Here is a 13100-nt window from a genome sequence, read left to right as displayed (position 1 = left end):
AACGCTTCCTAGTATTGCCGGGTGGTCGATCGCTACGGAACAGACGTCCTCGCCGCGGGTCGGCGCAAACCCCGCTCGACGGAGCACCCCGCCGACACCGGCCTGGTGGTCGAGGACGTCGAAACCGGCTATGTCGGGGCGGTGGTGCGGGTCGAATACGGCCGCGTGTACCTGGAGGACCGGCACGGTCACACCCGCGGCTTTCCGCTCGGCCCAGGCTTTTTGCTCGAGGGGCGCCCGGTGATCCTCACGGCGCCGCGCCGCGCGGCGCCCGCCACCGCGGGCCGGACGGCCTCCGGCTCCGTCGCGGTGCCCGGCGCGCGTGCGCGGGTCGCCCGGGCCGGCCGGATCTACGTCGAGGGCCGCCATGACGCCGAACTGATCGCACAGGTGTGGGGCGACGACCTGCGCATCGAGGGCGTCGTCGTCGAGCATCTCGGTGGCATAGACGATTTGGTGGGCATCGTCGCGGAGTTCACGCCGGGGCCGGGGCGCCGGCTCGGCGTGCTCGTCGACCACCTCGTCGCGGATTCGAAGGAGACCCGGATCGCCGAGGCGGTACGCCGGGGACCGGGCGGCCCCGACACCCTGGTCGTCGGGCATCCCTACGTCGACATCTGGCAGGCCGTGAAGCCGCAGCGGCTCGGCCTGGCGGCCTGGCCGAAGGTCCCGCGGCACATCGAGTGGAAGCACGGTGCATGCGAGGCGCTTGGCCTGCCGCACGACAACCAGGCCGACATCGCCCGGGCTTGGCGGCGCATCCGCTCGAGCGTGCGCGACTGGAACGACCTGGAACCGGCGCTGATTGGTCGCGTCGAGGAACTCATCGACTTCGTCACGCAACCGCCCGGGGCCTGAACCAGCGGGCGGAAAAGATCCACGGGATTTTATTCGCCCGTCGAACCGGGCCGGCGGGCCCGACCTGCTCGGCACATACCTGTGCTCCGCCCGGCTAGCTACATCCGGGCTCCGGGGCCCGGCCGACTAAGCCCACGACATCGGGCAGAGTCGGTTCATCCGAGCAACACCGCGCCGGTGCGCGCGATCGTCGGCGGCCGCGCCGTTTGGGGCAAGTGATACGCCGCAGTGTCGGTGCGAAGCGAGCGCGCCCGCCGTCACGCATCGCTTCTCAGGAGCACTAAATCCGTGGAGACCCAATCACCCGCGGGAAACGGAGGACGTTCATGACCGACGCGCTCGTCATCGATGCCGAGGGGCTCGACCGGCTGTCGTGTAATGCCAAGGCCAACCCCGACACCGGCAAGAAGACGCTGAAGGCGAAGACGGTCTGTGAAGCAGGGTTCCGCAACATGACCTACGTGCGCGGGCTCGCGCCGATGTTGGTGGGCGAACCGCCGGCGCTGCTGGGAGACGACTCGGCGCCCAACCCGTCGGAAACGGCCCTGGCCGCCCTGGGGTCGTGCGTCTCGGTTGGCCTGCTCGCCAACGCCACACACCGTGGGGTGACCCTGACCAAGATCGAGGTCGAGATGGAGGGCGACATCGACATCTCCGCGGTCTGGGGGGTGGGCGACACCCCGGAGGGCAAACGCCTCGGCTTCAGCGCGGTCCGCTGCCGGGTCACCCTCGCCGGCGACGCCGACGACGCGGTCCTCAAACAGATCCACGACAACGCGATCGCCTGGTCGCCGGTGGTCAGCACGTTCCGCAACCCGGTGACCGTGGACTCGACGCTGGTCACCGAATAGGAGGGAGTGGCATGACCACGACGACGGACGCCGCGCCCGGCCAGTTGGAAGTCCAACTGCTGGAAGACATCCGCGCCCACGCCGGGGGGTTGGACCGCGGCGAGCACCACTCGCGCCGCAGTTTCGCCGCGCTGGGCGCGGCCGGCCTGCTGGGGATTGGCGCACCGGGCAACGCCGACGGCAGGCTGCCCGAGATGGCCGACGTCGTCCGGCGGATCTCGAGCGAGTGCATGAGCACCGGCTTCTCGGTATGGGCGCATCGGATGGCGATCGAGTACTTGCTCACCGCCGCAACGCCTTTCAGCATCGCGGCGGCGCGGCCGCTGCTCGCCGGAACCGCGCCGGGGGTCACCGCCATGGCATCGGCCTTCAAGGAAGCGGCCGGCTGCGGCAGCCTGGAACTCGCGGCCGTGCCGGTCGACGCCGGCTACGAATTGTCCGGGCCGATCAGGTGGGCCAGCAACCTCTACCCGGACTCGACGATGATCACCGCCGCGCGGACCGACACCGGCGAAAAACTCATCGTGGCCTTGCCGTTGAACACACCCGGGGTCGTCGTCGGGGAGCACTTCGACCTGTTGGCACTGGGCAGCACCGCGTCCTCGTGTCTGAATCTGCGGTCCGCGCACGTTCCCGCCGAGCAGGTGCTGTCGCGCGACTTCGACGGGTTCCTGCGCACGGTGCGCCCGACATTCCTTGTCCTGCAGTCGGCCATGTGCCTGGGGCTGACGAGAACCACGGTGGAACAGAGCAGGCTCGGTCTGACGGGGGTCAACTCGATCTTCGCCGCGGACGTCGAACGCATCGCGGAGAAGCTCGCCGGGGCGGAGGCGACGCTGGCACGGTTGGCGGCAGCGGTCGGCGGGGCTGAGACGTCAGGGACGCCGACGAAGAAAGAGCTGCTGTCGCTGCGGCTCACTGCTGCCGAACTTTCCGGCGCCGGCGCCGATCTGGAGATCCGGACCGCCGGGGGCAAGGGCTACGCCAGCAGGACCTCGGCCAGTCGGCGATACCGGGAAGCGGCGTTCATTCCCGTGCAGTCCCCGTCGGAAGCGCAACTGCGCTGGGAACTCGCCAGATGCTCCTGAGCGAGGGTCGATGGTGACACCAGTCGCGCTGCCACCCGAGGGCACCGAGTCTCAACACCTGGTCGGCGGAATTCCGCTGGCCAGTTTGGTGCGCGACTTCCACCAGCCGATGGTGAATTTCGCTCGCACCATGGTCTCTTCGACCACGGTGGCCGAAGAAGCGGTCCAGGAAGCATGGGTGCAGGTCTTGCAGTCGTCCGATTCGTTCGAGGGACGTTCCTCGGTGCGCACCTGGTTGTTCGGGATCGTCAAGAACACCGCATCGCGGTACCGGCGGCGCGAGTCGCGGATCCGCGACCACGAAGTGCTGGCAGCCACCGACGCTGAAGCCGTCGATCCACTCGCGGGCCGCATGCACCCCGTCGGACACCCCGACGCCGGGCACTGGAGCTCGCCGCCGTCGCGCCGCTTCCTGCCCGAGGACCAAACGGGGACAGGCGAACTCGTCGGGTTCGTGCGCGCGGCGCTGGATGCGTTGCCGGAGCGGCAGAAACAGCTGATCATCCTGCGCGACCTCGTCGGCACCTCGGCCGAAGAGGCGGCGGGGATCCTTCAGCTGTCCGCCGAGGCGCAGCGCGCCCTGCTCTACCGCGCCCGTGGAAATCTCCGAAATGAACTGGAAAGGCGGTATCAACGATGACCGTCTACGACAACATGGTCCCCGCCATCGACTGCGTCGACTTCGTGCGGCTCGTCGACGAGCTCGTCGATTCCGATCCCCCCCGGTGGGGCCCGATCGTCGCCAAGCACCTCGAGGACTGCCCGCCGTGCCTCGTCTATCTGCAGCAAATGCTCGACCTCAAGATCCTGCTCAACCACGTTTTCGAGGGGGAGAAGCTCAGCGACGAGCACGTTGCCGGGGTCATCAACGCGATCAACGACTTTCCGAAAGGCCGACACGAATGACGATCGACACGCAACCGCCGCAATTGGAAAGCCAAGTCACGGCCGGAGACACGCCGGTCTCCTTGTCGTCCGGCACCCCCGGCGCCGCGACCCAGGCCCCCGCCGAGGATCCGTTCGAGCCGCTGAGCGTGGGCGCCATGGTGGACCGGGTGGCCGCGATGGCGGTGGAAAAGGCGACGCACCCGTGGGCGTTCTTCATGCGTTCGGTCGTCGGCGGCGCGATGGTGGCCTTCGGGGTGCTGCTCGCGTTGGTCGTGAGCACCGGCGTGAAGACACCGGGCGTGGCGAGCCTCCTGATGGGCTTGGCGTTTGGCATGTCCTTCGTGCTGATCCTGGTGTCGGGCATGTCGCTGATCACCGCGGACATGGCCGCCGGGTTGCTTGCCGTGCTGAAGCGCACCATGAGCCTCGGTGGCTACGCATGGCTGGTTGCCGTCGGCCTCGTCGGCAATATCGCCGGTGCGTTCGTGTTCGTCGCGATCTGCGGTGCCGCCGGAGGCCCGTATCTGGGTGCCTTCGCCGAGCGGGCGGCAACCGTCGGCGCCCTGAAGGCCGGCCAGCCGGTCGGCACCGCGCTGTTGCTGGCCGTGGTGTGCACCTGGTTCCTGCAGACCGCGATGTGCATGTTCTTCAAGGCCCGCAGCGACATCGCGCGGATGGCATTCGCCTTCTACGGGCCGTTCGCGTTCGTGATCGGCGGCACCCAGCACGTGATCGCGAACGTCGGATTCCTCGGCCTTCCCTTGTTGCTCAACCTGTTTCATCCCGCCGCGCCGCGCACCGGCATCAGTTGGGGCCTCGGCCACGACGGCTTGCTGACCAACATCGGTGTCACCACGGTGGGCAATCTGATCGGCGGCACCGTATTCGTGGCGTTGCCCTTCTGGGTCATCGCGCGGCTGCAGCGCCGCCAAATCTAAACGGATTCCGACTACCGAGTGAATAGCCGGTCGGCTGAGCGAACCAACGGGGCCCCAATGGGTTTCAGCGACTGTCCTCCGTCCCCGTGGTTGAGGACTAAAGCCTCACGACCACGCCCCCATCTCCCGATAGCGTCGCTGGTGACGAAGGGAGAACCAAGTGTCCGAATCCGTGAAACGCCTCGGCGTCGTCGTCGCGGTCGACGGCTCGCCCGCAGCGAACACCGCCGCGTGCTGGGCGGCACGCGAGGCGACAATGAGGAACGTTCCGCTGACCGTCGTCCACGCGGTGGCGACCCCCACCGCGACCTGGCCGCCGGTTCCCTATCCGGAGTCCCTGGCGATACGGCTGGAGGACGACGGCAAGAAGGCCATCATGCACGCGATCAAGATCGCCGAGGACGCCATGCCGGAAGACGGAAAGGTCGCCATCGGCCGGGAATTGGTGTACTCCACCCCGGCGACGACCCTGATCGAGATGTCCAAAGACGCGGAAATGGTCGTTGTGGGCACCTCCGGACGTGGCCTGTTGGCCCGCGGCGTGCTCGGTTCGGTCAGTTCGACCGTGGTGCGGCACGCCAGTTGTCCGGTGGCGGTCGTCCGTGACGACGAGCTACCGGACGAGGACGCTCCGGTCCTGGTGGGGATCGACGGCTCCCGGACGTCCGAACACGCGACGGAGCTGGCGTTCGACGAGGCCTCGCGGCGGGGCGTCGACCTGGTCGCGTTGCACGCATGGAGCGACGTCACGACCGAGGTGCCGTTCTTGGATTGGGCGACGGTGGAGGAGGAGGGGCAGCGCAGCCTCGGCGAAGCCCTGGCGGGCTGGGGGGACCGCTATCCGGACGTGACGGTCCGACGCGTGATCGTGCGCGACCGGCCGGCGCACCACCTCATCGACGCGGCGGAAGCCGCGCAGCTTGTCGTCGTGGGCAGCCACGGCCGAGGTGGCCTCACGGGAATGCTGCTGGGATCGGTCAGCAACACGCTCCTGCACTCGGTACGGATTCCCGTGCTCGTCGCCAAACCGGCTCATTAAACCCTTCTACCGCGAGCAGACGCAGAATCGCACGCTGAAGTCATTCCGCGTGCGATTCTGCGTCTGCTCGGCAGTTCAGCCCGCGTGCAGGACAGTGGTCGTCCACGCGCACATGGCCGCAAGGTCGCGGCCCACGCGCATGACGGTCCGGTCCGGGCGCACCAATGCCGCGGTGGCGCGGCCACGGCGCAGCCACGACTCGAGCGCGCCGCCGGGCTCGGCGACCACGACGACGACGCCGCGGCGCTCGAGGAGGGCTTGCTCGCCGGCGCCGGGGAGGCGCGTCGTGATCAGTGCGAACCGGCCGCCCACGACGTCGTCGAGCCGCTGGCCGTTGGGCAGCAACGAGTTCGGGCACAGGGTGCCGGCGAGCTGGCGCGGCCGGCGCGATTTGCACACCAGCGCGGAAGCCCGCAGCGCCGGGGTGGTCGAGTCGACCACCTTGTCGCGCAGGCCGGGGATCAGCCGCAGCCGGGGCAGCACCAGGCGACGCGCGAGATCGCCCACCCGTCCGCCGCCGGTCATCGCCCAGCCGACGCCCAGCGCGAGGCGGATCATGTGCCGGGTATGCGGCTTGCGTTCCCGCTCATAGGAATCCAGAACGCTTGCATCGAGCGTGCCACGGTGGACCGCTGCGATCTTCCAGGCCAGGTTGGCGGCGTCCCGCATGCCCGCGCCCAAACCCTGGCCGATGAACGGGGGAGTGAGGTGCGCCGCGTCACCGAGGATGAAGACGTTGCCGCGGCGCCACCGATCCGCGATCTGCGCCCGGAACGTGTACTCCGTGACCCGCAACAGCGTCATCTCGGAGTCGGCAACTTCGGCGATCCAGGACGCGATCACAGGTCGTAACGACTCCAGCGTGCCGAACTGCTCGGCGCTTTCGCCGTCCAGCAACCGGAATTCCCACCGGTAGCGGCCCGGTCCGATGCGCATATAGGTCCCGGCGCGCACCGGGTCGCACACCTGGTGCACGCCGTCCCATTGGTGCAGGTCGGAGTCGCTGGCGACGTCAATCACCAGCCACCGCTGCTCGAACTTCAAATCCCGCATGGCAGAGCCTATTTCGGCGCGCACGATGCTTTTGGCGCCGTCACAGCCCAACACGTAGTCGGCGTCGATGTGGTGCACCCGGCCGTCGGTCCTGTCCGTGAAGGTGACCCGGGCGCCCCGTCCACCGTCGGTTACGGCGGTGACCTCAGCGTTCCCGCGCAACCGGGCGTTCGGATACCGCTTGAGGTTGGCGCGCAGCAGCGCCTCGAACTCCGGTTGGTCGAACATGTTGGCCTGCGGAAAACCGTTTTTGCTCTCGGAGGGCTCGCGGTGGAACTCGCCGAGCACCCGGAACCGGTTGTCCACCAAGCGCAAACCCAGGGTGGGCCGCGAAATCGCCGCGAACTCGTCGGCCATGCCGAGCCGCGCGACGACGCGATAGATCTCGTCGTCCAAGTGCACGGCACGCGGCTGCGGGTACACGTCGGGCCAGCGGTCGAGGATGAGGCTGTCCACGCCGTCCTGTGCCAGCAGGGTGGTCGCGGTGACGCCGGTCGGTCCGGCGCCGACGATCACCACCGGAACGCGCGGAACAGCGTCGTCGCTCACTTGAATCGAACCTCGGTGCGCTGAGCGCCGAGATCGATGGCCCCGTCGTCGGTGGCCACCGCCGCCTCCACGACGTCGCCGTCGTTCAGGTAGTTGCGGTTGCCGGCCTGAGCCTTGAAGAACATCTTCCATTTCACGGCGGGCGGCAACAGGTTGGAGATCATCTGCACCGGCTTCGGCGGGGCGCTGAGCGCGGTGCCGACCGGGGTGCCGGTGAGCACCAGGTCGCCGGCGGCGAGTTCCTGAAACTGGGTGAGTGATTGCAGCGCCTCGAGCGGCCGATAGAGCATGTCGCCTTCGACGAGCGCGTTTTGTCGCTCCTGGCCGTTGACGCTCAGCCGCAGCCGCAGGTCGCCGAACCGGTTGAGCTCGTCGGCCGTCAGCAGCACCAGCTCCGGACCTACCGGCGTGAACGTCGGGTAGGACTTGGCCTCGTAGAACTGGGTTTGGGGAAGCTGGATGTCGCGCGCGGAAACATCGTTCGTCACCACGAGGCCGGCGATGAATTCGGCGAGGTTGTCCTCGGAAATGGTTGTGCCGATGGTGATTTCGCGGCCGATGACCAGCCCGATCTCCACCTCGTAGTCGAGGAATCTGACGTGCGGGGGTTTGACGATCTCGTCGAACGGACCGGTGATCGACGCCGACGCCTTGCGGAAGAAGGTCAGCGGAATGGACGCCGGGTCCATCCCGGCGTCCTTGACGTGCGACGTGAAGTTCGTCATCTGTGCGATCACCCGGCACGGGCGGGTGACGGGGGAGACCAATGCCAGGCTGTCCAGCGCGACGGGCTCTCCACCGGCGGCCGCAATCGCGGCGCGGTCGGCCAGCAGGGCCGCGGTGGTAGTGGCGGCAGTGTCGATCTTCACCGCGCCGTCGGGAGTCTTCAGCCACCAGGCGTTACCGGTTTCGGAGGCGGTGCGCAGCACGGAAATCGTCATGAGGTGGGTACTTTCAGTAGGCCGGCGAGGCGGTTGACATCGAATTCGTTGCGTGCGCGTAGCGCGGTGATCATCGAAACCAGTTCGTGGCGAGCTGCTTTGAGGTCCGTTCCGAGGAAGTCCTTGGTCGGCGGCGGCCCCCACTGGGCCAGCCCGGACGCGGTGAAGGGCGCCCATCCCGGTTCCAGGGTGTTGTCGAACAGGTCGCCGTCGGCGAAGTGCTCGACCAGGAATCCGTCGGGATCGCGCCAGTAATCGAAGATTTGGCTGCCCTGGATGTGCCTGCCGATTCCCCAGGACCGGACATAGCCACGGTCCTTGAGGTATTCGCCGCCGGCGGCCAGCGCGTCCAGGTCGCTGACCTGGTAGGCCGAGTGCACGTAACGGTTGGCCGGCCCCAGCGCCAACGCCAGCGTGTGGTGATCGGCGGGGGTCGACCCTCGATCGCAGCGGATGAAGCTCATGGCCGGTCCGCGGCGGCGCTGGCCCGGGAAGTACAGAAAGTCGCTGACGATCATGCCCAGGTTGTCCAGGTACCAATTCAGCGTCTCGAGATACTTCGTCGACTGCAGCACCAGGTGCCCCAGCCTCTCGATGCGTGCGGGCACTCGCGGGGGACGCTGGCCGGCGTTGGTTCGCCGCGCGTCGCATCCGAAATTGAAAGCGTGGACCGGTTGGCCGGGCAGCTCGGGCAGCTCGTGCATGCCGGCGACGACCCGCACCGGCATGCCGCTGGGATCGACCAGGTCGGCCGACAGGCCGCCGATGGTTTCCGGCAGCGGCCGCACGGGGGCACCGGACGCGTCGGCGAGGCGCAGCACGTCCGCCTCGTCGCAGGCCCGGAAGGCCACGCCGGTGAAGCGCGTACGCGGACCCCGGCGCAGGATCACGCACGGCCCGCCCGCACGGGTACCGCGCAGGTGTAGTTCGTCGGGGTCGTGGCGCGCCGTCTGGAAGCCAAACGCCCGGGCGAACGCCGCGGCGTGCGTCAGGTCTGGCTTGTCGAACTCCAACCAGGCGATGTCGGCGACCTTGATCACCGGGTTGCTGGACCGGCCCGGGTGCTCGCCGCGCAGCGCGCCTTCGTCGCTGTGCAGATTCCGGTGGGGATTTTTCGTCAGATTCATCGCCATCTCCAAGGTAACTGACGAAATCGTCACATACCGAGCGCTGCGCGTCAAGGTCTATCTGACGAAATCCTCAAAAGTGAGGCATACTGCTAAACATGAGCGCGATGCCCGAGGACCCGGAACCGCCCAGTCGCCTGGAACGGCGCAAACAGCGCACCAGGGCGGCACTGATCGGGGCGGCCCAGCGGCTGATCGCCGAGGGAAAGACCAATGTGCCCGTACTCGAGATCACCCAGGCGGCCGACGTGGGGATGGGTTCCTTCTACAACCACTTCGACAGTAAGGAGGAACTATTCGAGGCCGCGGTCGCCGACGTCCTCGACGCGCACGGAGCGATGCTGGATCGGTTGACGGAGTCGATCGACGACCCGGCGGAAACCTTCGCCACCAGCTTCCGGTTGATCGGCCGGCTATTCCGCCGGCGGCCGCGCGAGAGCGACATCCTGCTGGCCAACGGGCTGACACTGCTCGCGTCCGATCGAGGCCTGGCCCCACGGGCGCTGCGTGACATCAAGGCCGGCGTCGACGCGGGCAGGTTCACGGTCGACGACCCCGAACTCGCCCTCTTCATGGCGGGCGGCGCGCTGCTCGGGCTGGGAAAGCTATTGCGTGACAACCCGGATCGCGACGACGCGCGGGCCGCCGACAGCGTCACGGAAAGCGTGCTGCGCCTTTTTGGGCTCAGCGCCGAGGAGGCGCGCGCGGTGTGTCAACGCCCGCTGCCCGACGACGCGTTCGTCGAGGACTAGCGGTTTCGGGTGTCGGTTGACCACAGGTTCGCGCACCCCGGGCATTGCAGGTGGACCACCGTCGCGCGGTTGCTCAGCAGGTACTGCCAGTGCGCGCCGCAATTGCGGGGGCTGCGGCACTCCGAGCACTTGTCGCGGCCCCATCCGCAATTCGGGCAGGGCAGCCAGGCGCGGCGGGACGAATCGGCGTGGGGGTGAAACGGGAACCTAGCCGGCACAGTAAGTAAGCCTTCCTATCTATTCCGGTTAGGCTAGCCTGCCCACATTTGTGCCGCAAAACGGAGCGGCGATGGCCGATCAGGCCCCTTTGCGGGCGTCGCCCGGAGCGGCCGACACGATGTGCGCCACCAGCTTGCCGCCGCGGACGACCTCGATCGTCTGGCCCGCCGCGACCTTGTCGAAGTAGCGACCCGCGCGCTTGCGCAGCTCGTCAAGCTCGATCCGGCGACCGGCGTCCGCCGGCGGGGGCGCCGAGGGGTCGCCCGCGGACACGATCCGTGCCAATATCCGTCCGCCGCGGACGACATAGATCGTCTCGCCGGCCGCGACCCGGTCGAAGCACCGCCCGGCGCGCGTTCGCAGTTCCTCCAAGCCGACCCAGCCGCCCGCGTCTGAGGCCGGGGCGTTGACGGATCGCGCCGGGATGGGAGCCACCCGCCAGTCGCCCACCGGGAGGATTCGCGCGACCAGCTTGCCGCGACGGACGACATCGACCGCCTCTCCGGCGGCAACCCGCTCGAGATATGCGCACGCGTCACTCCGGAGCTGGCCCAGGCCAATCACTTCCGGCATCTCGCTCCGATCTCCGAACCTCACCGACCTGGAGCGTTGCGATGCGCCAACCCGACGATGCACAAGTATATGACTGTACGTACGGTCAGTGTCAATGCGCTGGTCGGGGCGGTGAGGCGCTCATGCGGGGGAGGGCGACGCTCCCGCCGCAGGAAGCACCTAGATGTGGCTAAACGCTTTGTAAGCCAGCGTGATTCGCCGGATGCAACCTTAACGGGGCGGCCCCAGCATGTCCTTCCAGCCGTCGTCGCCGGTTTTGGTCGAATTTTCGACCGCGTACCTGACGCCGTCGGGTCCGACGAGTTCGCCGCTCTGCGGGCTGTAGACGGCCGCGGGCGGGCCGCCCGGGGTGTAGACGCAGGGGTTCGGCTGCTGCCCGTTGCACTGGACGGTGCCCGATCCCGGGCGCTGCAACGGATCGCTGACGGGGGGCGGTGTCCCCGAAACCCGGTCGGAGGGAGCGGGATTCATGCCGTTGTTGACCGACGGCGCGGGTATCACCTGTCCCGGCTTGACCGGCTGATCGCAGCGCGCCGCGGGCGCGGGGCAGGTCAGGATCTGGTTCGGGTCGCCGTACCACGGGTTGGTGCCGGCCGGAACGTACGGTCTGGAGTCGCGGCATTCCCGCGGCGTGGCGGCGCGTTTGCCGGGCACGTCGACGCACGGCAGGTTGCGGGCCCCGCGGACGGCGTTGGCCGGGGTGTCCTGCGGGATCTTGCAATAGGTTCCCGACGGCATGGGCGCCAGGCTGGTGTCCGCCGGCGAGCGCCACTGCGGTGCGGGGAGGAACCCCGTCAGACACGGCGGCTGGTTGATCGTCAGCGAGGTGCCGAGCGACGCGTAGCCCGGGAAAGGCGTCGTCACCGTCTGGCCTTCCGAGGCGCCCTGCGGGTAGGAGACCAGTAATTGCTCGACGCCCTTGTGGTAGCGCTTGAGCATGTCCAGCACGATCTCGAGATTCGCCAGCGTCTGCGGCAGCGATTCGCGCACGTCGCCGAACACCGCGTTGACCTGATCGGCGGTCGGCGCGCCCTGCGTCAGGATGCTTTGCACGTGCTGGTCGTTTTCCGCGCTCTGCGCGGCCAGGATGTCCAGGTTGTGCGACCAGCGCTCGATCGAGTCACCCGAATCCACCTGGCTGTCGATGATCGGCCCGGAGTTCTGGATGATGTCGTTGACGTCGGCGATGTTTGTCTTGAAATCGCCGGCGATCGCCTGCGTCGCATCGACCAGTCGTTGCAGCGCGGGCCCCAATCCGCCTACGGCTTGGGCTGTTTCGTCAAGCAGCGAGGAGATCTTGTCCTTGGGCAGCGCGGCCAGCCCGCGGTTCGCAGCGTCCAGCGCCGGGCCGATGTCGGTGGGTATGGTGCCCTTGGTGATGGTCTGTCCCGGCTGGAAGTGCTTGCCCGGGTTGCCGAGCGACACCAGATCGATGTACTGCTCGCCGACCGCCGACACCGAATGCACGTTGGCCGTCGCGTCGATCGGGATCTGGTAGCGGTCGGCGATGCTCATGGTCACCCGCGCGCCCGACTGGGTCGGCTCGACGCCGGTGACCCTGCCGATGGTCTCGCCGCGATAAGCCACGTTGGCCGTCTCGTACAGACCGCCCGAGGCCGGCAGGTCCGCATGCAACGTGTACTGGCCGATCCCCGCCGCGGTGGGAATCCGCAGGTAGTACCCGCCGAGTGCGACCGCGGTGACGAGGCTCAGGAGGGCGAACAGGATCAGCTGACGCTTGATGAAGGGGGTCAGCATTGGCCTCTGTCCGCCCTTTCCACCAGCGGCCCGCCCGGGGCGTCGTTCGGGTTCGGCGTGTACCGGACGTCGGGGATCATAGTTTCGGGGTCGCGGCCCCACGATTGCTCGAGCGCGCGCAGCGCCCCGGAGAATCCGGTCCCGGTGAGGATGGCGTTGTCGACGGAGCTCATGGTCAGGTCGAGCGTCAGCGACAGGTTGAAGTAGTCGCCGCGGAACGCCTTCGGCACGGCGTCGACGTCGAACGGCCGGACCAGGATCAGCTTGAGCGCGCGGATCAGATATGGCGCGCCACGGCCCAGTTCCCGCAACGGGCATTGCAGCGCGAGCAGATCCTGGTGCAGGTCGCCCCGGGAGGCGGACAGGTATTGGTCGGCGACCTGGCTGAGCCGGCCGGTCGCGTCGACCGCGTTGATCAAGAGGTTCTGTTTGTCGGCGAAATGCTTGAGCAGCGGCGGGAATTCGG

Annotated in this window: 13 protein-coding genes and 1 pseudogene; 8 read left to right on the top strand and 6 right to left on the bottom strand. The window is 68.1% G+C overall.

Going from position 1 to position 13100, the window contains the following annotated elements; all coding sequences use genetic code 11:
- Positions 1 to 21 precede the first annotated feature (21 nt).
- The 7 genes from A9X00_RS17520 to A9X00_RS17490 all read left to right on the top strand — a co-directional run bounded on the left by A9X00_RS17520 (position 22) and on the right by A9X00_RS17490 (position 5662).
- Positions 22 to 858 carry a DUF3097 domain-containing protein gene (locus A9X00_RS17520; protein WP_067155961.1) on the top strand — a complete coding sequence of 279 codons (837 nt, stop codon included), beginning with the start codon at positions 22 to 24 and terminating at the stop codon, positions 856 to 858.
- Between the two features lie 326 nt (positions 859 to 1184).
- Positions 1185 to 1709 (top strand): OsmC family protein, encoded by a 525-nt coding sequence (locus A9X00_RS17515; RefSeq protein ID WP_067155957.1) that lies wholly within the window; start codon positions 1185 to 1187, stop codon positions 1707 to 1709.
- An 11-nt stretch (positions 1710 to 1720) separates the two neighbouring features.
- The gene (locus A9X00_RS17510) at positions 1721 to 2797 is read left to right on the top strand and encodes an acyl-CoA dehydrogenase family protein (protein ID WP_067155954.1); all 1077 of its coding nucleotides are present in this window, start codon (positions 1721 to 1723) and stop codon (positions 2795 to 2797) included.
- 10 nt (positions 2798 to 2807) lie between these two features.
- Positions 2808 to 3437, top strand: coding sequence for an RNA polymerase sigma factor (locus A9X00_RS17505; protein WP_067155951.1), 630 nt, complete (start codon positions 2808 to 2810; stop codon positions 3435 to 3437).
- Complete coding sequence (locus A9X00_RS17500; RefSeq protein ID WP_067155948.1) at positions 3434 to 3703, top strand: hypothetical protein; 270 nt, start codon at positions 3434 to 3436, stop codon at positions 3701 to 3703. The genes A9X00_RS17505 and A9X00_RS17500 overlap by 4 nt, the downstream gene beginning before the upstream one ends.
- Positions 3700 to 4623 (top strand): formate/nitrite transporter family protein, encoded by a 924-nt coding sequence (locus A9X00_RS17495; protein ID WP_067155945.1) that lies wholly within the window; start codon positions 3700 to 3702, stop codon positions 4621 to 4623. Before A9X00_RS17500 ends, A9X00_RS17495 begins: the two co-directional genes overlap by 4 nt.
- A gap of 160 nt (positions 4624 to 4783) precedes the next feature.
- On the top strand, positions 4784 to 5662 hold the full coding sequence (locus A9X00_RS17490) for a universal stress protein (RefSeq protein ID WP_067155942.1): 879 nt from the start codon (positions 4784 to 4786) through the stop codon (positions 5660 to 5662).
- 75 nt (positions 5663 to 5737) lie between these two features.
- On the opposite strand, the gene A9X00_RS17485 is transcribed toward A9X00_RS17490, so the two are convergent.
- From A9X00_RS17485 to A9X00_RS17475, 3 genes are read right to left on the bottom strand one after another with little or no spacing between them, the layout of a single operon-like run.
- Entirely contained in the window at positions 5738 to 7264 is a 1527-nt protein-coding gene (locus A9X00_RS17485) for a bifunctional 3-(3-hydroxy-phenyl)propionate/3-hydroxycinnamic acid hydroxylase (RefSeq protein ID WP_067155940.1), read from the bottom strand.
- The gene (locus A9X00_RS17480; protein WP_067155937.1) at positions 7261 to 8205 is read right to left on the bottom strand and encodes a fumarylacetoacetate hydrolase family protein; all 945 of its coding nucleotides are present in this window, start codon (positions 8203 to 8205) and stop codon (positions 7261 to 7263) included. The genes A9X00_RS17485 and A9X00_RS17480 overlap by 4 nt, the downstream gene beginning before the upstream one ends.
- On the bottom strand, positions 8202 to 9332 hold the full coding sequence (locus A9X00_RS17475; protein ID WP_067156060.1) for a VOC family protein: 1131 nt from the start codon (positions 9330 to 9332) through the stop codon (positions 8202 to 8204). Before A9X00_RS17475 ends, A9X00_RS17480 begins: the two co-directional genes overlap by 4 nt.
- Positions 9333 to 9430: 98 nt before the next feature.
- Between A9X00_RS17475 and A9X00_RS17470 the strand changes: the two genes are divergently transcribed.
- Positions 9431 to 10084, top strand: coding sequence for a TetR/AcrR family transcriptional regulator (locus A9X00_RS17470; RefSeq protein WP_067155934.1), 654 nt, complete (start codon positions 9431 to 9433; stop codon positions 10082 to 10084).
- 297 nt (positions 10085 to 10381) lie between these two features.
- Here A9X00_RS17470 and A9X00_RS17465 read toward each other — a convergent pair whose 3' ends face one another.
- The 3 genes and pseudogenes from A9X00_RS17465 to A9X00_RS17455 all read right to left on the bottom strand — a co-directional run.
- Positions 10382 to 10876 (bottom strand): type II toxin-antitoxin system Phd/YefM family antitoxin, encoded by a 495-nt coding sequence (locus tag A9X00_RS17465; RefSeq protein ID WP_067155931.1) that lies wholly within the window; start codon positions 10874 to 10876, stop codon positions 10382 to 10384.
- Positions 10877 to 11086: 210 nt separating this feature from the next.
- A complete protein-coding gene (locus tag A9X00_RS17460; RefSeq protein WP_067155928.1) occupies positions 11087 to 12634 on the bottom strand; it encodes an MlaD family protein in 1548 nt (515 codons plus the stop codon).
- A pseudogene (locus A9X00_RS17455) lies at positions 12628 to 13100 on the bottom strand (mammalian cell entry protein); the annotation flags it as partial. The gene A9X00_RS17460 and the pseudogene A9X00_RS17455, both read right to left, overlap by 7 nt.

The sequence above is a fragment of the Mycobacterium sp. 1245805.9 genome, from assembly GCF_001672915.1.
GTDB lineage: Bacteria > Actinomycetota > Actinomycetes > Mycobacteriales > Mycobacteriaceae > Mycobacterium.
Note: the sequence above shows the minus strand (reverse complement) of the source record. Positions and strands in the feature narration are given on the sequence as shown.

Bases quoted from the DNA above. Each gene is read 5' to 3' on its own strand.
- A9X00_RS17460 (WP_067155928.1), bottom strand. From the start codon at position 12,634: ATGCTGACCCCCTTCATCAAGCGTCAGCTGATCCTGTTCGCCCTCCTG.
- A9X00_RS17510 (WP_067155954.1), top strand. From the start codon at position 1,721: ATGACCACGACGACGGACGCCGCGCCCGGCCAGTTGGAAGTCCAACTG.
- A9X00_RS17500 (WP_067155948.1), top strand. From the start codon at position 3,434: ATGACCGTCTACGACAACATGGTCCCCGCCATCGACTGCGTCGACTTC.
- A9X00_RS17515 (WP_067155957.1), top strand. From the start codon at position 1,185: ATGACCGACGCGCTCGTCATCGATGCCGAGGGGCTCGACCGGCTGTCG.
- A9X00_RS17505 (WP_067155951.1), top strand. From the start codon at position 2,808: ATGGTGACACCAGTCGCGCTGCCACCCGAGGGCACCGAGTCTCAACAC.
- A9X00_RS17495 (WP_067155945.1), top strand. From the start codon at position 3,700: ATGACGATCGACACGCAACCGCCGCAATTGGAAAGCCAAGTCACGGCC.
- A9X00_RS17465 (WP_067155931.1), bottom strand. From the start codon at position 10,876: ATGCCGGAAGTGATTGGCCTGGGCCAGCTCCGGAGTGACGCGTGCGCA.
- A9X00_RS17480 (WP_067155937.1), bottom strand. From the start codon at position 8,205: ATGACGATTTCCGTGCTGCGCACCGCCTCCGAAACCGGTAACGCCTGG.
- A9X00_RS17475 (WP_067156060.1), bottom strand. From the start codon at position 9,332: ATGAATCTGACGAAAAATCCCCACCGGAATCTGCACAGCGACGAAGGC.
- A9X00_RS17470 (WP_067155934.1), top strand. From the start codon at position 9,431: ATGAGCGCGATGCCCGAGGACCCGGAACCGCCCAGTCGCCTGGAACGG.